The sequence below is a fragment of the Acidimicrobiales bacterium genome (assembly GCA_035531755.1).
Classification (GTDB): domain Bacteria; phylum Actinomycetota; class Acidimicrobiia; order Acidimicrobiales; family UBA8190; genus DATKSK01.
The window spans coordinates 1-20,990 of record DATKSK010000027.1; the positions used below are offsets into that span (position 1 = coordinate 1).

Sequence of the window (20,990 nt, forward strand, 5' to 3'; positions counted from 1 at the left end):
TCGACGCGCTTCAATCCTCGCTCATCCGAGAATCCGATCGTGACGCCTGGAGTCGAGGCCCACACCTGGACCTCACCGACCGATCGAGGACCCGGGGTCCGGCCTTGCATGAGAACAACACACCCTTATGTGAAGATGGGAGCAGCCTTCAGTGAAGACCATATGGTGGAGGTGAGCGGACTCGAACCGCCGACTTCTACGTTGCGAACGTAGCGCTCTACCAGCTGAGCTACACCCCCGAGGGGAGAATCAGAATAGCGCCGGGCATTGACCGAGTGTTTCCCCTGATCATGTGCCCGATTCCGCAACAACCCAGACGCCTTCGCCTCGAGGCGGGCGGCAGCCGAAACGCCTGACTCCCGGGTTCATCTCGAACAGAGAAAGACGGCAGCCAACCGCGGCCGGGCGCCACCTGGGTCCGGAACCGCGATCCACCTCCGACCTGCACCTTTCCCTGCCGTCGGTAGCCGCGGCCCGCTACGGGGAGGGATGGGGGAGGATGAGGCAGACCGCGTCGCACCCTCCACGACGGCTGCCGGTGCGACACCCGCCACCTACGCTGGGCACCACACCACCCGGAGAGCCGATGGCCGACCTGATCACCACAGAGCAGCAGCGTGCCGGGCTGGCGGCCCGGTACCGGCAGGTCCGCGACGTGACGGAGGAGTTGGCGGGCCCTCTGAGCCCCGAGGACCAGACGGTGCAGTCGATGCCCGACGTCAGCCCGACCAAATGGCATCGCGCCCACACGTCGTGGTTCTTCGAGACCTTCCTGCTCGAGCCGCAGCTGCACGACTACCGACCATTCCACCCCGCCTACGCCTACCTGTTCAACTCCTATTACGAGGGTGTGGGGGCGCGCTACCCGCGTCCACGTCGCGGGGTCGTGTCGCGGCCGGGGGTGGCCGAGGTCGCCGAGTACCGCGCCCATGTCGACGAGGCCATGGCGCACCTGCTGGGCGAGGACCGTGCCCCCGAGGTCGACGACCTCGTCGACCTCGGGCTCCATCACGAGCAGCAGCACCAGGAACTGCTCCTCATGGACATCAAGCACGTGCTCTCGTGCAACCCCCTCCAGCCCGCCTACGCCACGGTCACCGTCGGGCCACCGCGCTCGGCACGGCCCGCGGCGTGGATCGAGCACCCCGGTGGGCTGACCGACGTCGGCCACACCGGTGACGGGTTCGGCTTCGACAACGAATTCCCCCGCCACACGACCCACCTGCAGCCGTTCGCGCTGGCCGACCGGCCGATCACGTGCGGCGAGTGGCTCGCGTTCATGGACGACGACGGGTACCACCGGCCCGACCTGTGGCTCTCCGACGGGTGGGCCACCGCACAGGCGGAGGGGTGGGATGCCCCGCTGTACTGGTTCCGCGTGGTGGACGACTGGTGGCTCTTCACCCTGGGCGGGCCCCAGCTCGTCGACCCGGCCGAGCCCGTGTGCCACGTCAGTTACTACGAGGCGGACGCCTTCGCCCGCTGGGCCGGTGGGCGCCTGCCGACCGAGGCCGAGTGGGAGGTCGTGGCGTCGCGCCACGCGCCCGAGGGGAACTTCCTCGACCGCTCGGTCCTGCACCCCCGGCCCACGGGCGGTCCGTCACTGTTCGGCGACGTCTGGCAATGGACGTCCAGCGCGTACAGCCCCTACCCCGGGTTCCGGCCGGCCAAGGGCGCCGTCGGTGAGTACAACGGGAAGTTCATGGTGAACCAGTACGTCCTGCGCGGGGGCTGCTGCGTGACACCGTGGGACCACATCCGCACCACGTACCGGAACTTCTTCCCCCCGTCGGCGCGGTGGCCCTTCGCCGGGCTGCGGCTCGCCCGCGACGGCTGAGGCGCTCGTGTCCCCCACCGCCCCGGCCATGGACGTCCACCTGAGCGCCGACGACCTGCGCGCCTCGCTCGAGCGCGACGTGCGCAACGGCCTGACGTCCGAGCGCAAGTGGCTCCCCCCCGTGTGGTTCTACGACGATCGCGGCAGCATGCTCTTCGACGAGATCACCCGGCTCCCCGAGTACTACCTGACGCGGGCCGAGCGCCGGCTGCTCCAGGACCACGCGGCCGAGATCGCCGCCCTGGCGGGAGCGGACACGCTGGTGGAGCTCGGGGCGGGGACCTGCGACAAGTCACGCCTCCTGCTCGACGCCATGGAGGGCGCCGGCGGGCTGCGCCGGTACGTCCCGCTCGACGTCAGCGACGGCACCCTGTGGGCGGCCGCCACCGCACTGGCCGACGAGTACCCCGGGCTCTTCGTCCATGCCGTGGTCGGGGACTTCCACCTCCACGTCGACCGGGTCCCGAGCGAAGGGCGCCGGCTCGTGGCGTTCCTCGGGAGCACCATCGGGAACCTCACGCCCGAGCAGCGGCGACGGTTCCTGTTCGACCTCGACTGCACGCTGACGCACGGGGACAGGCTGCTGCTCGGCACGGACCTGGTGAAGGAGCGCTCCCGGCTCCTTGCCGCCTACGACGACGCCGCCGGGGTCACCGCCGCGTTCAACCGCAACGTGCTCCACGTGCTGAACCGCGAGCTGCACGCGTCGTTCGACCCGGACGCGTTCGAACATGTCGCCGAGTGGAACGACGAGGAGCGCTGGATCGAGATGCGCCTCCGCTCCACCTCGGAGCAGGTCGTCACCATCGCCGACCTCGCCATGGAGGTGTCGTTCGCCGCCGGCGAGGACCTCCTCACCGAGATCAGCGCCAAGTTCACCCGCCAGGGCGTGGAGGACGAGCTCTATGCGGCGGGGTTCCTGGTCGACGCCATGTGGGAGGCCCCCGGCGGCGAGTTCCTGCTGACCCTGGCCCGGCCGTACTGCTGACCCTCGCCTGCCGGGCGGTACTCACGCCGCCGCACTCACCAGCCCCGGAGATCCACCGGCCAGGCCTCGAGCACGTCGTCCCCGTCGACCAGGAACATGCGCTCGTGGTACGCCACGGTCGGGTCGACGTGGGCGGGGACGACCCGCACGCGATCGCCCACCGACAGCGCCGTGCCGGGAGCGAACGTGACGTGCTCGTCGGAGCAGAACCACACCGCCGACCCCTCGATCGACGGGTTCCCGTGGTCCATGCCGAGCGCCTTCACCCCGCAGTCGGCCACCGCCCATGACGGTGACACGGAGACCACGGTGGCCAGCACGGTCAGGGCCGGGCGGAAGGGAAGGCCCAGCCGGTCGTAGGCGCCGTCCATCAGCGCGTACGAGCCCGCCTGGATCTCGGTGGCACCGCGGTTGATGTCGTAGGTCCCGGTCCCGCCGGCGGACACCAGCTCGCCGCCCACGTCCTGGTGGGCCCGGAGGAGCAGCGCCATGGCCTCCTCCACCATCGCCACCCGCTGCGCCCGGTCCTCGAGGCCGACGACGTGGCCCTCGTAGCCCATCACCCCGCGCACCACCAGGCCGGCGGCCCGGGCGGTGTCCGCCAGCCGCCCGGCGGCGTCGGGAGCGCACCCGCAGCGCGGCAGCCCGACGTTGACGTCGATCACGACCTCGCCGACACCGGCGGCCGAGGCCGCGGTGATGGTCTCGGCGGAGTCGACGGCCACGGTCACCCGCGCCCCCGTGCGGGCGAGGGCCCGGAGCCGCCCGACGTCCACCACCTCGTTGGCGAGGAGCACGTCGCCGCCCAACCCGGCGCGCGCCAACCCGTCGGCCTCCGCCGTGGTGGCGCACGTAAAGGAGACGTGCCCGTGTGCCGCCTGCCGGGCCGCCAGCGCGGTGCACTTGTGCGCCTTGACGTGGGGCCGCAACCGGGCGCCGGGGAGGGCGGCGGCCATGGTGGCCAGGTTGTGCTCGAGCAGGCCGGCGTCGACGAGCAACGCCGGGGTCGTGAGGTCGCCGACCCTCACCGTCGCGGCGTGCCGCCCGGGCCCAGGTACGCCTCGATGGCCCGCTGCAGCCCCGACTGGAGCACGGTGGTGGTCACGTCGGCACGGCTACGCTCGACGACGGCGCGCAGGGCGTCGGTCGCCCGCCGCAGCCCGCCGGTGATGGCGTCGGGGTACTCGATGGTGACGAGCATGTCGTAGACGTCCTCCATGGCCCCGAGCAGCTCCTCGGCGCGGGCCGTCTCCCCCGCCCGGAGGCGGTCGAGCAGGTGGCGCCGGAGCTCCGAGGCCGCCTCCGCCAGGCCGTTGAGCCAGGCGGCCAGCCCGACGTCGAGCTCCTCGTGCCCGGGGAGCGCCTCGGCGCCGATCAGCGCGGACGTCAGGCGCGCCTCGGCGAATTCCTTCTCGGCGTCGTGCAGGAACCCCGCCGCCGCCAGCCGCGGGAACGGGCCGAGGGCCTGCTGGGCACGTCGCAGGCTCCCCTCCGCCGCCACCACGCGGTCCTCGGCCTCCTCGGGTCGCAGGCGGTGCACGGCCCTGATGGCGAGGCCGCAGGCGCGGATGGTCTCGCGGCACCGGGCGAGGGCCTCCTCGCGACTCCGGTGCGCCGCCTCGAGCTGGTTGCGGGCCTCGTCGCCGAGCCGTGCGAGATCGGCGGTGCGCGCCTCGGGCGCCACGTCAGCGGGCGGTCAGCGCGCCGCGCTGCGTCGGACGACCAGCGTGGGCTCGTGGACCACCGGCGGCGGGAGGTACCGCAGCTTGGCAGCGCGCTCGTCGGCGCGGTGACGGAGGCGCACGAGCAGCCCCACGTACAGGCCGGCCGCCACCCCGGCGAACGCCGTCACCAAGAGCATGGGCCGTAGCGCCGGGATGGCACCCAGCAGCGCGGAACCGAGCACGGCGCTCACGAGGCAGAGCACGACGTCGCGCCGGCGCTTGCAGGCCCCGGGGCGGAAGTAGGGGTCCTGCCGGGCCGCGACGGCGGGGACCCCGTCGGTGGAGCCCGCAGCCGGGAAACGTCCAGCCGCGGCGCCTGCGGCCGTCCGTGGCGACATCGCCGGCGCGTCCGGCCGGACGAGGATCAGCCCGGGCCGGGGCGGGGCCGCGGGGAGCACCGCGCGCGGTGCGCCGTCGGGCAGGGCCGTCGTGAGCCGGAACGCGGGGTCGACGAGGGTGGGCCCGGCCCGCTCGAGCACCCGCAACTGCCGGTGGAAGGCACCGATCGAGTCGCCCGACCGTCGGTCGACCCGGCGCCGGAGAAGACTCGGCCCGAGTACCGCCGCCCACACCACGACGAGGATCAGGAGGACCACGATCGTCAACGAACCCCTCGATCTACCTTCCGATGTCGATGACGATACCGGCCCGCGCGTCACGGCTGGTGGATGGTCCGGGACCGTCCGCGCGCGTAACGGCGCGTGCGGTCAACGCCAGCCGGTGCCGCCCGCCCCCGCGCGTGCGGACCACCGGTCGCCGGCGCGCTCGACGCGCACCGGCACGTCGAAGCAGTCCGACACGGCATCGGACGTCAGGACGTCGGCCGCCGTGCCGGCGTGCACGATGCGACCGGCGCGCAGCAACGCCACGTGCGTCGTTCCGGGCGGGATCTCCTCGACGTGGTGGGTCACGAGGACCATCGGCGCCGTGGCGGGATCGGCGGCCAGGGCCGCCAGCTGCGCGACCAGCCGCTCCCGGGCGCCCAGGTCGAGCCCGGCGGCGGGCTCGTCGAGGAGCAGCAGCTCCGGCTCCCCCATGAGCGCCCGGGCCAGGAGGACCCGCTGGCGCTCGCCCTCGGACAGCACGCCGAACTCCTGGGCCGAGCTGCGTCCGAGGCCGCCGTCGGCGAGCAGGGCGTCGGCGCGCTCGTGGTCGTCGGGACCGTAGCGGTGCCACCACGGCTCGAGCGCGGCGTACCGACCGGTCAGCACGACGTCGTGGGCGCTGAGGGTGGGCCGCAGGCTGCGCAACATGGCCTGGCTGACGAGCACGACCCGGGTGCGCACAGCCCGGGCATCGGTCCGCCCGTAGCGGGCACCCAGCACCTCGACGGTCCCCCGGGTGGGCAGGAGGCGCATCCCCGCCACGTGCAGCAGTGTGGTCTTGCCCGACCCGTTGGGGCCGAGCACGGCCCAGCGCTCCGACGGCCGCACCTCCCAGTCGATCCCCTCCAGAATGGCCCGGCCGTCGCGGACGACGGCCACACCGCGCAGCGCGACGACACGCGGCTCGGCGGCGGTGGCGTCGGTCACGGCGGCGGTGGCGTCGGTCACGGCGTCAGTCTCCGACGAGCGGCCCCGGCGGCGCCATCCGGCCACGCCGACGACCGCTCAGGCTGCGGGCAGGCGCCTCGCCACCCGGCCGGCCAGGCCGGTGACCACCTGGTCCCACCCCCGCTCGCCCATCAACCACAGCCACAGCTCGCGGCGGTACCCGATGACCACGTCCACGAAGGCCTCGCGGTCCATGCCCACGGGCTCGAGGGCGGGGCGCCATCGTTCCCACATCCAGACGCCGATGCAGACGTCGTCGGTGAACCCCACGCGCCAGTCGGCGCCGGTCAGCAGGGCGTCGCGCAGCTCCACCCGCATCCGGGTGGGCTCGGCAGGGTGGTCGAGGCGCACGCCCTCGATCGGCTCCACGACGTTCATCGGTCGCCTGTCACCGGCTCACCGGTCGCCTGTCACCGGCTCACCGGTCACGCACGACCGGAGCGCGATCGGTCCCGCCGTAGTTCCCGAGATGCTCGGCATAGTCGATGAACAGTGGCGCGTCGGGGTCGAGTTTCCGCTGCAGCGTCCGCTCGGCGACCCGCTTGTCGAGGTTGTCGAGCCGCACCAGGGCGTCGGGGTCGTCGAGGTCCCGGACGTCGAGGCGCCCGCGCGCCCGGTCGAAGGCCAGGCGCCCCGTGTCGGTGCGGACGAGCACGCTCGACCATCCGGCCAGCGAGCCCACGCTCCCGACCGAGATGTCAGCGCCGCGGCCGAGGAAGTCGGCGCACTCGTCGCAGCCTTTCAGGGCCGCCCCGTGGAAGTCCTTGACCGGCTCGTCCACCGCCACGGTCCCGTCGCGGTATTCGACCATCATGCGCCCGTGAATGACGTCGACCTTGCTGACGCGGTCGAGGTCGAGACCCCGCTTGTCACGCAGCTCGCGCAGCATGAGCGCCTCGTAGTCGAAGCTCTTCGTGCACAGGAGCGCGATGGTCAGGGCCACGGCGTCGATCCGGTGGGCCCCGGTCGGCCAGCGCCGCGCCTGCATGGCGCGGATCCCCTGGATCTCGCAGGGCGTGCCCACGACGGCCAGCCGCGCCTTCGGAGGCAGGTCGTACGTGCTGAGGTCGAGCTCGGCCAGGGCCATCGTCTGGTTGTAGAAGCTGCCGGCGGCGGCGGCGATCTCCTTGGCCGTGGTGGCCACCGTGGCGATCCCCTTCCAGGGCTCGTCGGGGTCGTCGCTGGGGCGCGACACCAGCGCCCCGTCGATGTCCCCACCGGCGAGGAGCGCCAGGAGCATGGCGGTCACGACACCACCGTCCTGGACGTCGTCGGCCGGGGCGCCGGCGCGCACCGCGTAGCGGCCGGTGACCGCACCGAGGCCGTCGCCGGGCGGGCCCCCGGTCAGCTTCCAGTACGTGTCGGCCGAGTCCGACCTGACCACGACAGGCGCCTCGTCGGCGCCGGCCTCGGTCGTCGACGGCGGCCACAACGCCTCGTAGCGCAGGCCGCCGCGCGGACAGAAGTCCCAGCACAGCGAGCACCCGGTGCACATCTTCACGAGCTCGGGCAGGCCGGTGTCCTTTCCCACGCCGATGGAATTCGACGGGCACACGGCCACGCACGTCCCGCACCGGATGCACCGGTCGGCGAAGATGACACCGGCTTCGAGCTCCCAGAACCACGTCTTGCCGGGCGGCTCGGCGACGCCGTTCATGTCGTTGCGGATGCCGAAGCCCTTCACCGGTCCGTCCCCACGTGCACGTCGATCGTCTCGAGCCCGGCCAGGGTGGCCGCCAGCTCCTCGTTCGGTGTCCGCCGTGCCCAGTTGTAGAAGGGCTCCCCGGCGCGGTGCTCGCTGCGGTAGCGGCGGACCACGCGCAGGAGGGCGTCGGGGACGTCGTCGACGGGGCGGGCGTTGTCCACCCAGTCGATGAATGCCGCGTCCGGGCCGAGCGATCCACCCATCCCGATGTCGACGGCTTCCACGATCCGCTCCTCGACGTGCGCGGTGTCACCCCGGAACCCGATGTCGGCGATCTGGGGCTGGGCGCACGACGCCGAGCAGCCCGAGAAGTGCATGCGGATGATGCCGGCGTCCGCTCGCCGCGACCCCGCGGTCGCGTCGGCAGGATCGCCGGCCAGCTGGGTGTCGAGCCAGCGCGCCCAGGTCACGGCGCGCTCCTTGGTCTCCACCACGGCGAACCGGCAGAACTCGCTGCCGGTGCATGCCACCACGCCCCGTTCGAATGGCCCGGGGAACGGCGAGTACTTGGCGAGCAGCTCCTCGCCGAGGAGGTCGTCGACCCTGTCGGCGGGGACGCCGGTGAGCACGAAGTTCTGGTCCGTCCCGAGGCGGAGGGTCCCGTCGCCGTAGGTCCGCGCCAATCGGGCCGCCTCGACCAGCTCGATGCCCGACATCCGGCCGACGGGCACCGAGCACCCCACGTACCGCAGCCCGGCGTCGCGCTGGGGGTGGACGCCCACATGGTCGCCGCGGTAGCGGGTGGTGAGCTCCTCGCCCGCGGGAACGAGGGCGAACCGGGCACGCGCCGCCAGCTCGGCACGGAACTGCTCGGGCCCGAGCTCCTGGACCAGGTAGCGCATCCGGGCGAGCCCGCGGTTCTCGCGGTTGCCGAGCTCGCCGAAGAGCTGGGCGATGGCCCGGGTGACCTCGATCGCCTGTTCGGGCCGCACGAACACGTCGATGTCCGAGGCCATGCGCTCGCCGTCGGAGAGGCCCCCGCCGACCAGGAGGTTGAACCCGAGGCTCCCGTCGGCGGCCCGCGCCGGCCACAGCCCGATGTCATTGATCTCGGCCTGGGCGCAGTCCTCGCGGCACCCCGTCACGCTCATCTTGAATTTGCGCGGCAGGTTGGCGTACTCGCGGTTGCCGGTGAAGAAGTCGGAGATGGCCCGGGCGATCGCCAGCGCGTCGACGACCTCGTCGGCGTCGACGCCCGACACCGGGCAGCACAGGACATTGCGAGCCGAGTCCCCGCACGCCTGCACCGTCGTCAGGCCCACCGCCGCGAAGCGCTCCCAGATGCGCGGCACGTCCGCGATCCGGATCCAGTGGATCTGGATGTCCTGGCGGGTGGTGATGTCCGCGTAGCGGTTGCCGAACATGGCGCTGTCCTCGGGACCTTCGCCGAAGGCGTCCGCCACCACGCCGATCTCACGCGTCTGCTCGGCGGTGAGGACGCCGCCGGGGACCTTGACGCGCAGCATGAAGGCGTCACCCCCCTGCTTCTGGGGGTAGAGCCCGACCCACTTGAGGCGCTCCATCTCGCCGGCCACCTCGGCGATGGCCCCCGGGCCCTCCTTGGCGTAGCGGGAGATGACGGCGTCGGCGACGTCGAGGGGGTGGCGCTCCAGCTTCCAGCGCTCGACCTGGTTCAGCTCCCCCACCGTGCGGTACGGGTGCACGAAGCGCAGGCCGCGCCCGTGCCCGCGGATCTCGACTCCCAGCGGGTTGTCCCGGTCTCGCGCCATCACTCGTGGAGCCCGCACTCCGTCTTGCCCGTGCCCCACCAACGGCCGGCGCGAGGGTCTTCGCCGGGCGCGACCGGGCGCGTGGTGGGCGCGCAGCCGATCGACAGGTAGCCCTGCGTCATCAGGGGATGCACGGGCAGGCCGTGGTCCGCCTCGTAATTGGCGATGTCGGCATCGGTCCACGTGGCGAGGGGGTTCACCTTCACGATGGACCGGACCGGGTCCCACGCCACGATGGGGGCCTCGGCGCGGGTGGGGGCGTCGGAGCGCTTCAGCCCGGTGATCCACGCGCCCCTGCCCGCGAGCGCCCGGTTGAGGGGCTCGACCTTGCGCAGCTCGCAGCAGCGATCGGTCCCGCACGGCCACGCCCCAGCCTCGGGCCCCGGGGTCATGATGCGGAGGTTCAGGTCGTAGCGCGTCCGGACCTCTTCCACGAACGCCAGCGTCTCGGGGAAGTGGAACCCGGTGTCCAGGAAGACCACCTCGACCGTGGGGGCCACGCGGACCACGACGTCGACGATGACGCAGTCCTGGAACGAGCAGGCCAGGCTGACGTCGCCGTCGAACCGCTCCATCGCCCAGCTGATGACCTTGCCGGCGGGCGCCGACTCGAACTGCGCGGCACGGGCGGCGAGCTCGACGACATCGAATTCCGCCCCCACGCCTGCGCCCACGGTCCGCCCTCCTGTCCGAGCCTCCCGCGGCCGCGACGGCGGCCGCTCTCCCCGGGGGCTCACCCCGGGGCCGGCGACGGGCCACGACTTGTCCGGTCGGTCTGGCGCCACTATATATGACTAATCAGATCGGATTTTATCCCTTTTCGGGAGTACCCCCGGGGGGACCCTGGGCGGCGGGAGCGACCGGCATGACCACGACGATCGACGCCCCCGAGACTCGCCGGCCGGGCGCCTGCCGGGACCTGCCCCGGGGCACGACACTGCCCGACGCCGTCGCCGTACACGGCTTCGACGCCTCCATCGGGGGTGCACGACGGGACGTGGACACGGCGCGGGCCAAGAAACGAATTCTGTCCCTTCGCGACCCGTTCGGCCAGTGGGACCCGCGCCACCAGCACCCGGAGCTGTGGCACCTCCACCCCGGGCGCGTCAGGACCGGCGAGCACCTCCGGACCTTCCCGATCCCTGCCACGGCCACCGGGTGACGGCGAGCTTCGTGGTGATCGACGAGCTCACGGACGCGACGGTCGCCGCGGGCACGGGGGGAGCACCGGTCCTGGCCACCGCGCCCCGGAGGTGACGGTGGGCGTCGGAGCGCCGATCTACCCGGTCGGCCTGGTGGTGAAGGGACAGCCGTGCCTCGTCGTCGGGGGCGGGCACGTGGCCGCCCGCAAGATCGAGGGCCTGCTGGCCTGCGGCGCGGCCGTGACGATGGTGGCACCCGAGGTGCACGAGGCCATCGGGGCGCTCGCCGGCTCCGGGGCGATCGCCGCCATCGACGAGCCCCCGCTCGACGTCCGGCTGCGCCCCTACCAGCCCGGGGAAGCCGCCGGCTACCGCCTGGTGGTCGCCGCCACCGGCGACGCGCGGGTGGACGACGCCGTCTACCGCGACGCCACCGGTGCCGGCGTGTGGGTCAACGTGGCCGACGACGCCACCCGGTGCACCGTCGTGCTCCCCGCCGTGGCACGTGACGGGCCCGTGACCGTCTCGGTCTCGACCGGCGGTGCGAGCCCGGCACTCGCCGGGTGGCTGCGCGACCGCGTCGTCGACGCGCTCGGGCCGGGGCTCGGGGAGCTGGCGGCGCTCCTCGAGGAGGGGCGGCGGCGGGTCCACGAACGGGGCGGGTCCACCGAGGCGATCGACTGGCGGTCCGTCCTCGACGGGCCGCTCCCCGCACTGGTCCGCGACGGGCGCGCCGCCGAGGCGCGCGCCGTGCTCGACGCCTTCCTCGGCGACCGCGCGTCACCCCCGTCGTAGCGCCGTCGCGCCGGGCGGGCAGTCGCCCGAGCGTGCAGGGCGCCGATGGGCAATACTCTGCCCGTGAGTCCAACGGACACGGCCGCGGCGGCACGTCCGACACGGCGCCCGGCGACACCGCGACCCGACCCCGACCGGTCGTCGGTCGGCGTCCCCAACGACGAAGAGGTCACCGAGGCGATCATCCGCGCCAGCCGGGCCATGGTCGGCATCGCCGTGCGGTCCCTGGCGGGGAACCCCGACGACGTCACGTTGCCGCAGTACCGCACGTTGGTCGTGCTGGCCTACGGCGGGCCCAGGCGGCTCGCCGACCTGGCCGAGGCGCTCAGCGTGAGCCCGTCGACCGCCACGCGCATGTGCGACCGCCTCGTGCGCAAGGAGCTGGTGTCCCGCACGCGCGACGAGCTCGACCGGCGCGAGGTCAAGCTGGCCATCACGACGGCGGGCCGGGCCGTCGTCGCCGACGTCGTCCACCGCCGCCGGGCCGAGGTCGGCGACCTCCTCGGCGCCATCCCCGTGCCGCTGCGCCGGCAGCTCGTGAGCTCACTCACCCTCCTGGCGGCGGCGGCGGGTGAGGCACCCGAGCTCCACTGGGGCCCGGGCTGGTACTAGCCCGGGCAGGAACACGCCCGTCCGGTTGTGGCTACGCCACCCAGACCGTCTTCGCCTCGCAGAACTCCCTGATCCCCAGGGCGGAGAGCTCCCGGCCGAACCCTGAGCGCTTCGTCCCCCCGAAGGGCAGCTCGGGTGTCGACGCCACCATGGCGTTCACGAACACCATGCCCACGTCGAGGCCGTCGACGAACGAGCGGCGCTCGTCGGCATCCTGCGTCCAGACGCTCGCCCCCAGCCCGAACGAGCTGTCGTTGGCGCGCCGCAGGGCGTCGGCCGCGTCGTCCGCCCGGTGCAGCAGCGCCACCGGCCCGAAAACCTCCTCCGTGGCGACGCGCATGGCCGGCGTGATCCCGGCGATCACCGTCGGGGGATAGAAGAACCCCGGACCGTCCGCCACCCGGCCCCCGCACAGGACGGCGGCACCTTTGGACCGCGCGTCCTCCACCTGCTCGTGCACGTCCGTCCGACCCTGCGCCGTCGCCAGCGGGCCGACGTCGGTCCCCTGGTCCATGGGGTCACCCACGGTCAGGCCGTCCATGGCGCGCACGAAGCGCTCCTCGAAGGACTCGTAGACGTCGCGGTGCACGACGAAGCGCTTGGCGGCGATGCAGCTCTGCCCGTTGTTCTGGATCCTCGCCTGGACACCCACGGCCACGGCGCGCTCGAGGTCGGCCGACGGCATCACGACGAAGGCGTCGCTGCCGCCCAGCTCGAGCACCGACTTCTTGAGAGCGCGCCCGGCGGCCGCGGCCACCGAACGGCCGGCGCCTTCGGACCCGGTGAGGGTCACGGCCCGGACCCGGTCGTCGCCGATCAGCGCCTCCACGCGGCCCGACTCCACGAGCAGCGTCTGGAACACCCCCGGCCGGTAACCGGCCCGCCGGAACACGTCCTCGATGAGCAGGGCCGTCTGGGGGACGTTGGAGGCGTGCTTGAGGAGCCCGACGTTCCCGGCCATGAGGCCGGGCGCGGCGAAGCGCATCACCTGCCACATCGGGAAGTTCCACGGCATGACCGCCAGCACGGGGCCCATGGGCCCGTAGTGCACCCGGCTCTCGCCGGCCGACGTGGGCACGGGCTCGTCGGCGAGCAGGCCGGCGGCGTGCTCGGCGAACCACCGCAGCGCCCCTGCACACTTGGCGACCTCGCCCTTGGCCGAGGCGAAGGTCTTGCCCATCTCCATGGTCAGGGTGCGGGCGATGTCGGGGACCTCGCCCTCGAGCAGGTCGGCGGCCCCGCGCGCCAGGTGGGCGCGCTCCTCGAGCGGCGTCGTGCGGTACGTCGCGAACGCCGTCTCGGCCGCCGCCAGCCGGGCCTCGACCTCGTCGTCGGAGTGCGGCTCGAAGACCTTGTCGGTCTCGCCCGTGGTCGGGTTGACGGTGGCGATCGGCATGCCACGATCATCGCCCAGTCGCCGGCCCCGGTCACGCCGGCCCGCCTGCCCGTCCCATGGCAGCACGGCGCCGCCCGGCCCGGCCGGGTCGGGCCGGGCCGGGTCGGTGGCGAGACGAAACGGGGTCAACCCCCGGGGCCCGGGCCGTCGGACTCGAGGCCCAAGGCGGACGGCAGGGCGCGGCGGCGCAACTTCCCGGTGGCGGTGTGCGGGAGCTCTCCCACCACGAAGTAGGCCTTCGGCCGCTTGTAGGGCGCCAGGCGCTGCTCGGCCTGCCGCCGCAGGGCGTGCTCGTCGACGTCGCCCACCACCGCCGCGCAGACCCGCTCCCCCCACTCGTCGTCGCCCACCCCGAACACGGCGACCTCGATGACGCCGGGGATCTCGGCGAGCGCGGCCTCGACCTCGACCGGGTACACGTTGACGCCACCGGTGATCACGAGGTCGTCGCGGCGACCCTCCAGGAACAGGTAGCCGTCGGCGTCGACACGGCCCAGATCGCCCACGGTGAAGGCGTCGCCGCGCCAGGCCAGGGCGGTGGCCCGCGGGTCGCGCCAGTATTCGAAACGAGCGAACCGCGGTGCGTGGCACCACACCACGCCGTCCTGGTCGACCTCGAGGCGTCGCCCGGGCCGGGCCCGGCCGACGGTCCCGGGCCGCTGCAGCCACTCCTCGGGGGCGCACACCGTGAACTGGCCCTCGGTGGAACCGTAGAACTCCCACAACGCCCCGGGCCGCACCCGGTCGAGCGCGGCGCGCTTCACGGGCGCGGGGCACGGCGATCCGGCGTGCACCAGGAGCCGCAGCGATCCGAAGCGCGCCGGGCCGGCGGGCAGGCTCACCACGCGCTGCAGGGCGGTGGGGGCCATGAACGTCGTCGTCGGCGCGAAATGGTCGAGGGCGGCCACCACGGCGCCGGCGTCGAAATGCGGCATCACCACGACGCGTCCGCCCCGGAGGAGGGCGGCGGCGGCCAGGCGCACGGACACGGAGTGATAGAGCGGCGAGCACACCAGATGGGTGTCGCCGGCGTCGAAACCCCACTGCCGGGCTTCGTCCTCGAACAGTGCCTGCGCGTCGTCGGCGTCGAGCACCCCCGACCACACCCCCTTCGGCCGGCCCGTCGTGCCCGACGTGTAGTGCATCGGGCGCACGAGGGGGTACGGCGCCAGCTCGGCGGCCGGGCCCGCCAACAGCGGCGTCAGGCCCGACGGCTCGGTCACGACGAGACCGGGGTCGGCGTCCGCCACCAGGGCGTCGCGCTCGGCCGGGAGGAGGGTGGCGTTGAGCAGCACCGGGACGATCCCCCGACGCGCCGCCGCCAGGACGCACAACAACATGTCCGCCGACGACGGCAGGCAGAACACGACCCGGTCCCCGGGCCCGAGCCCGGCCGCCTCGAACGCCCCGCCCACGCGCCGCTGGGACTCCTCGGCCGGCCCGGGCTCGAGGACGCCGGTCCCGGGCATCCCGCCGCTCATGGCGCGATGGGGGCGGTCGGGCCCACCGGCACGACGACGTCGGCGCCGGCCCCGCCGGAGCGCGCGGGCCCAGGGCCGGCGCCCCCGGCCGACGCGTCGGTGGTGGTGGTCGGCGCCGGGTCGCCGAGCGCACCGAAGAGGCGACCGCGGAAGATGCCGATGACGACCATGACGGCGAAGAGGGCCACGCCCGAGGCGACCGTCACGGCGCGGATCCCGACCTCGTGGGCGATGGCGCCCTGGACGACCGCGCCGATCGGGTAGATCACCCCCAGCGCCATCATGTAGAGGCCGAGCACCCGGCCACGCGCCTGCGCAGGCGCACGCCGCTGCACGACGGTGTTGAGCCCGGTGAGCACGCCGATGTAGCAGAACCCCACGACCAGGATCGCCAGTGCCGAGGGCCACAGTGAGGGAGCCAGCCCGTAGGCCACGAGCGCCAGCGGGAACGCCCCCAGGGCGCCGACGAGGAGGCGGCGACCGAAGGCCTGCACGAGCGAGGCCAGCACGAGGGCGCCGCTGACGGCCCCGACGCCCTGTGCGGTGAGGAGGACCGAGGTCCCGAACTTCCCCCGGTCGAGGGCCGTGATCGCCACCGCCGGGACGAGGGCGATGAAGGGCGAGCCGATCAGGGCGACGATGCCGATGAGGATGATGGCGCTGCGGCACCCGGGCTCGGCCGCGGCGATACGAGCCCCGGCGACGATCCGGCGCAGGATCGTCTCCCGGTCGGACGGCACCGGCGTCCGCGGCGGGAGCCGGACGAACGCCAGTGCCACCACCACGGCGCCGAACGACACGGCGTTCACGGCGAAGGCCCACGCCGCCGAGCCCGCGTAGAGCACGACGCCCGCCAGCACGGGCCCGATCACCCGCCCCAGGTTGAACTGGGCCGACGACAGCGAGACGGCGCCGAGCAGGTCGTTCGCCGGGACCAGGTCGGGGATCATCGCCTGGTACGTCGGGAACCCGACCGAACCGGCGACACCGCCGAGGAAGGCCACGACGAGCAGGACCCAGGACGGCGCGTGCCCGGTGGCGGCCAGGACGGCCAGCAGGGCCGCGAACCCTGACTCCGCCACCGTCGTCGTGATCAGCCAGCGCCGCCGGTCGAGCCGGTCGGCGAGCGCCCCGCCGACGGGGGCGAGCAGTCCCATGGGGATGAAGGCAGCGGCAGCCACGGCCCCCGTCCACAGTGGGTTGTGCGACCGGGTGGTCACGACCACCCCGAGCGCGACCGTCTGCATCCACGAGCCGACGTTCGACACGAGGGCGGATGCCCACACCAGGGCGAAGTTGCGGGAGCGCAAGGGCCGCAGCGACGTCAGCACGGTCCTCCGAGGCTACCGCCGCCGCTTCACCGCCCCGGCGCCGGCGGCGCGAGACTCGCGGCGATGGGCGTCGACCAGATCGAGCGGGCGCGGCAGCTGGTCGACGCGGCCCGGCGGGTGGTCGTGCTCACGGGGGCCGGCATCTCCACCGACTCGGGCATCCCGGACTTCCGGGGCCCGAACGGCGTCTGGACCAAGGACCCTGCGGCCGAGAAGTTGGCGACGCTGCAGACGTACCTGGCCGACCCCGAGGTCAGGCGACGGGCGTGGCGAAACCGGCTGGAGTCACCGACATGGACGGCGCAGCCCAACGCCGGGCACCGTTCGCTCGTCGCGCTCGAGCGTCGTGGGGTGCTGCACACGCTCGTCACGCAGAACATCGACGGCCTCCACCAGGTGGCGGGGAGCGACCCGGCACGGGTCGTGGAGATCCACGGGACGATGCGGGAGGCGGTGTGCATGGCCTGCGGCACCCGCCTGCCGATGCCGGCGGTGCTCGAGCGCGTGCGGGCCGGCGAGGACGACCCGGCATGCGCGGCGGCGGTGGGCACCGAGACGTGTGGCGGGATCCTGAAGTCGGCGACCATCAGCTTCGGCCAGAGCCTCGTTCCCGAGGACATGGCCCGGGCCGACGAGGCCGCCCGCACCTGCGACCTGCTGCTGGCGGTGGGGTCGAGCCTGTCGGTCTACCCCGCGGCCGGCCTCGTTCCCACGGCGCGCACGGCGGGCGCCCCCATCGTCATCGTCAACGCCGAGCCGACCGAGTACGACGTCGTGGCGGCGTCCGTGGTACGCGGCCCGATCAGCGACGCGCTTCCTGCCATCGTGGGGGGCTGAGGCCGGCGCCCCCGCCGGGCGAAGCCGGGGGGCACCGCCGGCCCGCTACTGTCCCGGTGATGCGTCGTCGGTCGCCGCTGATGGTCGCGCTCGGCACGGTCGGCGTGCTGGCCCCGCTCGTCGCCGGTGCGTGCGGCAGCACCGCACCCACCGGCGTGCGCACCGGCACCACCGTGCACGTGGCCGTGCCGGCCGGCCCCAACCCCTCCACGTCGGCCCGCATGGTGTGCGCGCCCGGGGCCCAGCGCGAACTGGCCGGCGCGCTGGGTGTGTCCACCGTGGCCCCGATCACCCCGACGTGGGTGGACCACGTGTACTCGTGCCGGTACGTGTACGCCGACGGCGTCATCACGTTGTCGGTCAAGGAGCTGTCGAACCGGGCGCAGACCACCGCGTACTATCGAGGGCTCGGTGCCCGGCTGGGTGACACCGGGTCGTTGAGCGGCCTGGGGCAGGGAGCCTTCACGACGACGAACGGCTCGGCCGTGGTGCGCAAGGACTACAAGGTCCTCCTGGTCGACGTCTCGGGGCTCCCGGCACAATTCGGTGTGCCGCCGACCAGCGCGGCCGACATCGCCGTGACCGTGTCCGACGTCATCTTGGGGTGCTGGACCGGGGCGTGACCGCTCCCGGCGCCCCCGGCGCTCCCGGGCGACGGGGGCCGCCGCACCCGCGTGGGGTCAGAGCGACGGGGCGTTCGACGTGGAGATGTAGTTCACCAGGGCGAGGCACATCTCGTCCGACGAGCCGTCCCCCCAGGTGACGTAGCGCGGCGGGAGCCTGCGCAGCTGCGGGAGCTCCTGGCGGAGCTTCGGGTCGTACGTGCACGTCACCTGGATCGTGTCGCCGTGCTTGGTCGTCACCGGCGTGGCGAGGTTGTACGAGCGCTGGTAGTCGAAGTTGTAGTTGGTCACGTCGAGCAGCGTCTTCGCATCGGGGGTCCCCGGATCGAGCACGATCTTCATCCCCCGCCCGAGCAGGTGCATGTGGGCGGTCAGCCGGACGATCGTCCCACTCGGGGCGGGCCAGGTACACGAGGTCGTGTCCCCACCCGGCGGATCGGCGGCGGCCGCGCCTCGGCAGAACTGCTCCAGGAAGTTCACGAACTGGACCTGCGACGCCCCGAAGCGCTGGCCGAGGTCGACGAGCGAGGCTGCCCGGTCGCACAGCGGGCCGGTCACGCCCGCCGGGCACGGGATGTCCGGCGCGGCCGGGAGGAGGTCCAGGTGCAGCGGCGTCAGGTTGGTGGACGCGGGCACCGTGTGCAGCACCAGCTTGCTGCGCACCGGGTTGTCCCCGACGAGCAGGTTGTAGTGGATCTGCATGATCACGAGGCTCCCGGCCGGGAAGGGCACGCCCGTCCCCTTCGGGACGGTGTCGAGGCCGTGCCCGGGGGCCCATGCGCTCAGCCACGGCGTATTGGAGACCTGCACGAACGAGGTGCCCGGGAGCGGGGACTCGCCGAAGCACGTCCAACCCTGGCCGAGGTGGTCTGCGACGTCCGCCTGCTGGGCGAGGTCGGGCGGGACGAGGAAGAGGATGGCGTGGTGGACCTCGGGGCTCTCCGGGAAGAACTGGCTCGACACGATGGTCGCGTCGGTCGTGACGTGGGGGTCGACCAGCGTGCAGTGGTAGTCGTCCGTTCCTCCCGCAGGAGCGCTCGGCGTGTACGACGTCGGCGACTGCAGGCTGATCGTCGTCGTGGGCGGTGTCCCGGTCGTGGCGGCGGTCTTCTTGGGGGTGGTCGACGACGCGCCGGCCGACAGGCTCACGGCGACGACGGCACCGACCACGATCGCCAGGGCACCGGCCACGACCGCGATCCGACGAGGGTTCACAGGCGGAACGGTAGCCGATCCACCTCCGGACCGGCCGTCGTCACCGAACCCGCTGCTGGCAGGGCATGGGTCGCTGTCTGCGCAGGCGCAGGGCGCAGGGCGCAGGCGCAGAGCGCAGGCGCCATGACCGGTCCGGAACGCCGGCTGCGCCGATAATGACAGCTCCCCCGGCCGGCGACCCGGGTGGAAGGAGGACGATGGCAGGATTCCTCGGGCGCCGGGTGCCCGACGGCCTCTCGGACGCGGCGCACGGGCGGCCCCCGGGGACCGGGCGCACCGGACGGACCGGGCGCACCGGACGGACCCGGCGCCGCGCGGTTTGGGGAGCGGTCCTCGGCGTCGTCGCCGCGCTGGCGCTCGCCGGCCCGGCGAGCGCCCATGCACAGTTGGAGTCGACGCAGCCGAACCAGTCGGCGGTGCTCCTCGTCCCGCCGCGCCAGGTCGTCCTCCGTTTCGGCGAGCCGGTCGAGATCGACTTCGGGTCCATCCGTGTCATCGGGCCGGACGGCAACCGGGTCGACGAGGGCGGGACGGTGCACCCCGGTGGCGACGACCACGCCGTCGCCATCGCGCTCCCCGCCCACCTCGGCCGGGGCACCTACGTCGTGGCGTGGCGGGTGATCTCCGCCGACTCACACCCGGTCCACGGCGCCTTCGTCTTCAGCGTGGGCGACGCCGGGGGTGCCCACAGGGCCGACGCCGTGGCCCGGGCCCTGAGCACCGCCTCGGGGAACACGGCGGTCGGCGTGGCGTTCTGGCTCGTGCGCCTCGTGGCGTTCGGCGCGCTCGTCCTCGTCGTCGGCGTCACCGCGGTGGCATTGGCGCTCCAGCCGGAGGGCGCCGGCCGTCGGCGGGTGGGCGCCCTGCTGTGGGGATCGTGGGCGGTCCTGTTCGTGAGCACGGTCGCCGGGATCGCCGCGCAGGGCGTCTACGCCGCCGGGCTCCCGCTCACCGACGCGCTGCGGCCCTCACTGTTCGACGAGGTGCTCCATACCCGTTTCGGCGAGGTCGAGCTCCTGCGGCTCGTGCTGCTGCTGGCGTTCGCGCCCGTGCTCCCGGCGACGCTGCGCTCCCTGGAGAACCGGCGACGCCCGGCGGCATGGGCGCTCGGCGGCGCGGCGGTGCTGGGTGGCGCGCTCCTGGCCACGCCCGGCCTGGCCGGGCACGCCACCACCGGGGGCAACGCCGTCGCCGGCGAGGCACTCGACGTCGTGCACGTGGCGGCGGCCTCGGTGTGGCTGGGTGGGCTCGCGCTGCTGTTCACCCTGTCGCTGGCGGCGCGGGGGCAGGGGCAGAACGAGGTGTGGCCGGTGGCGCGCAGGTTCTCCGCCTACGCGTTCGGCGCGGTGGTCGCCGTGGTGGCCACGGGCGTGGTGCAGTCCATCCGCGAGGTGGGGAGCATCTACGCGTTGACCCACACCACCTACGGCCGGACGCTCATGGTCAAGGTGGCCGTGGTCGCCCTCCTCGTCGTCGGGGGCGCGCTCAGCCGGCGCGCCGTCCACCGCGCCGGGACCTCGAAGCCGGCGCCGGCGAGCCACCTGCTGCGGCGGTCGGTGGGGGCCGAGCTCGCCATAGGGCTCGTCGTGCTCGGCGTCACCGCGCTCCTGGTCAACGCCGCCCCGGCCAAGCAGGCCGCGGCCCAGCCCTTCTCCGACACCTTCGACGTGCTCGGCGTCCAGGTGAACGCCATCGTGGACCCGGCACGTGTGGGCCCGGGCAACCAATTCCACTTCTACGTGCTCGGGCGCCTCGGGCAGCCCGTGGCCATCCCCGAGCTCGACGCCTCCATCAGCCTGCCGGCACAGCACCTCGGCCCCCTGGCGCTGCGCGTCGTGGTGTCGGGCCCCGGGCACTACCGTGCATCGGGCGTGGACATCCCACTGGCGGGGAACTGGACCCTGACGCTCACCGTGCGCACCTCGGCGATCGACGAACAGGCCGTGTCGGCGTCACTGCCGGTCCACTGACATGGCGCCGGGGACCGACGACAGACGGCGCCTCCCCGGAGGCTCCGTGCC

20 protein-coding genes and 1 tRNA gene are annotated in these 20,990 nt (G+C 73.5%); 8 read left to right on the top strand and 13 right to left on the bottom strand.

Annotation, left to right across the window (positions count from 1 at the left end):
• Positions 1 to 163 precede the first annotated feature (163 nt).
• A tRNA-Ala gene (locus VMV22_05375) sits at positions 164 to 239 on the bottom strand.
• Positions 240 to 586: 347 nt separating this feature from the next.
• On the opposite strand from VMV22_05375, the gene egtB reads away from it, so the two are divergent.
• The gene (gene egtB, locus VMV22_05380; protein HUY21752.1) at positions 587 to 1,837 is read left to right on the top strand and encodes an ergothioneine biosynthesis protein EgtB; all 1,251 of its coding nucleotides are present in this window, start codon (positions 587 to 589) and stop codon (positions 1,835 to 1,837) included.
• A gap of 7 nt (positions 1,838 to 1,844) precedes the next feature.
• Positions 1,845 to 2,825: an L-histidine N(alpha)-methyltransferase gene (gene egtD / locus VMV22_05385; GenBank protein ID HUY21753.1), complete on the top strand. Its 981-nt coding sequence runs from the start codon at positions 1,845 to 1,847 to the stop codon at positions 2,823 to 2,825.
• Between the two features lie 35 nt (positions 2,826 to 2,860).
• Here egtD and VMV22_05390 read toward each other — a convergent pair whose 3' ends face one another.
• The 8 genes from VMV22_05390 to VMV22_05425 all read right to left on the bottom strand — a co-directional run bounded on the left by VMV22_05390 (position 2,861) and on the right by VMV22_05425 (position 10,211).
• Entirely contained in the window at positions 2,861 to 3,853 is a 993-nt protein-coding gene (locus VMV22_05390) for an alanine racemase (protein HUY21754.1), read from the bottom strand.
• On the bottom strand, positions 3,850 to 4,509 hold the full coding sequence (locus VMV22_05395; protein HUY21755.1) for a hypothetical protein: 660 nt from the start codon (positions 4,507 to 4,509) through the stop codon (positions 3,850 to 3,852). Before VMV22_05395 ends, VMV22_05390 begins: the two co-directional genes overlap by 4 nt.
• A gap of 12 nt (positions 4,510 to 4,521) precedes the next feature.
• Positions 4,522 to 5,154 (bottom strand): hypothetical protein, encoded by a 633-nt coding sequence (locus VMV22_05400; protein ID HUY21756.1) that lies wholly within the window; start codon positions 5,152 to 5,154, stop codon positions 4,522 to 4,524.
• Positions 5,155 to 5,256: 102 nt separating this feature from the next.
• Positions 5,257 to 6,102 (bottom strand): ATP-binding cassette domain-containing protein, encoded by an 846-nt coding sequence (locus VMV22_05405; protein ID HUY21757.1) that lies wholly within the window; start codon positions 6,100 to 6,102, stop codon positions 5,257 to 5,259.
• Between the two features lie 57 nt (positions 6,103 to 6,159).
• The gene (locus VMV22_05410; GenBank protein ID HUY21758.1) at positions 6,160 to 6,480 is read right to left on the bottom strand and encodes a hypothetical protein; all 321 of its coding nucleotides are present in this window, start codon (positions 6,478 to 6,480) and stop codon (positions 6,160 to 6,162) included.
• Positions 6,481 to 6,520: 40 nt separating this feature from the next.
• Positions 6,521 to 7,786, bottom strand: coding sequence for a Coenzyme F420 hydrogenase/dehydrogenase, beta subunit C-terminal domain (locus VMV22_05415; protein ID HUY21759.1), 1,266 nt, complete (start codon positions 7,784 to 7,786; stop codon positions 6,521 to 6,523).
• Positions 7,783 to 9,537, bottom strand: coding sequence for a hypothetical protein (locus VMV22_05420; protein ID HUY21760.1), 1,755 nt, complete (start codon positions 9,535 to 9,537; stop codon positions 7,783 to 7,785). The genes VMV22_05415 and VMV22_05420 overlap by 4 nt, the downstream gene beginning before the upstream one ends.
• Positions 9,537 to 10,211 carry a phosphoadenylyl-sulfate reductase gene (locus VMV22_05425; protein ID HUY21761.1) on the bottom strand — a complete coding sequence of 225 codons (675 nt, stop codon included), beginning with the start codon at positions 10,209 to 10,211 and terminating at the stop codon, positions 9,537 to 9,539. The genes VMV22_05420 and VMV22_05425 overlap by 1 nt, the downstream gene beginning before the upstream one ends.
• A gap of 191 nt (positions 10,212 to 10,402) precedes the next feature.
• Here VMV22_05425 and VMV22_05430 point away from each other — a divergent pair, with 191 nt between their 5' ends.
• The 3 genes from VMV22_05430 to VMV22_05440 all read left to right on the top strand — a co-directional run bounded on the left by VMV22_05430 (position 10,403) and on the right by VMV22_05440 (position 12,086).
• Positions 10,403 to 10,699, top strand: a complete 297-nt coding sequence (locus VMV22_05430; protein HUY21762.1) for a hypothetical protein — start codon at positions 10,403 to 10,405, stop codon at positions 10,697 to 10,699.
• Positions 10,700 to 10,796: 97 nt separating this feature from the next.
• Complete coding sequence (locus VMV22_05435) at positions 10,797 to 11,474, top strand: bifunctional precorrin-2 dehydrogenase/sirohydrochlorin ferrochelatase (GenBank protein HUY21763.1); 678 nt, start codon at positions 10,797 to 10,799, stop codon at positions 11,472 to 11,474.
• 63 nt (positions 11,475 to 11,537) lie between these two features.
• Entirely contained in the window at positions 11,538 to 12,086 is a 549-nt protein-coding gene (locus tag VMV22_05440; GenBank protein HUY21764.1) for a MarR family transcriptional regulator, read from the top strand.
• Between the two features lie 31 nt (positions 12,087 to 12,117).
• Here VMV22_05440 and VMV22_05445 read toward each other — a convergent pair whose 3' ends face one another.
• The 3 genes from VMV22_05445 to VMV22_05455 all read right to left on the bottom strand — a co-directional run bounded on the left by VMV22_05445 (position 12,118) and on the right by VMV22_05455 (position 16,294).
• Positions 12,118 to 13,482 (bottom strand): aldehyde dehydrogenase family protein, encoded by a 1,365-nt coding sequence (locus VMV22_05445; protein HUY21765.1) that lies wholly within the window; start codon positions 13,480 to 13,482, stop codon positions 12,118 to 12,120.
• Positions 13,483 to 13,607: 125 nt separating this feature from the next.
• Positions 13,608 to 14,963: a class I adenylate-forming enzyme family protein gene (locus VMV22_05450; GenBank protein HUY21766.1), complete on the bottom strand. Its 1,356-nt coding sequence runs from the start codon at positions 14,961 to 14,963 to the stop codon at positions 13,608 to 13,610.
• Complete coding sequence (locus tag VMV22_05455) at positions 14,960 to 16,294, bottom strand: MFS transporter (protein ID HUY21767.1); 1,335 nt, start codon at positions 16,292 to 16,294, stop codon at positions 14,960 to 14,962. The genes VMV22_05450 and VMV22_05455 overlap by 4 nt, the downstream gene beginning before the upstream one ends.
• Positions 16,295 to 16,357: 63 nt before the next feature.
• Between VMV22_05455 and VMV22_05460 the strand changes: the two genes are divergently transcribed.
• Together VMV22_05460 and VMV22_05465 are read left to right on the top strand one after the other, a co-directional pair.
• Entirely contained in the window at positions 16,358 to 17,131 is a 774-nt protein-coding gene (locus VMV22_05460) for an NAD-dependent deacylase (GenBank protein HUY21768.1), read from the top strand.
• A gap of 59 nt (positions 17,132 to 17,190) precedes the next feature.
• Positions 17,191 to 17,754 carry a hypothetical protein gene (locus VMV22_05465; protein HUY21769.1) on the top strand — a complete coding sequence of 188 codons (564 nt, stop codon included), beginning with the start codon at positions 17,191 to 17,193 and terminating at the stop codon, positions 17,752 to 17,754.
• 57 nt (positions 17,755 to 17,811) lie between these two features.
• Here the strand turns inward: VMV22_05465 and VMV22_05470 are convergent, their stop codons facing one another.
• Positions 17,812 to 18,969: a hypothetical protein gene (locus VMV22_05470; protein ID HUY21770.1), complete on the bottom strand. Its 1,158-nt coding sequence runs from the start codon at positions 18,967 to 18,969 to the stop codon at positions 17,812 to 17,814.
• Between the two features lie 197 nt (positions 18,970 to 19,166).
• Between VMV22_05470 and VMV22_05475 the strand changes: the two genes are divergently transcribed.
• The gene (locus VMV22_05475; protein ID HUY21771.1) at positions 19,167 to 20,939 is read left to right on the top strand and encodes a copper resistance protein CopC; all 1,773 of its coding nucleotides are present in this window, start codon (positions 19,167 to 19,169) and stop codon (positions 20,937 to 20,939) included.
• The last annotated feature ends 51 nt before the right edge of the window (positions 20,940 to 20,990 follow it).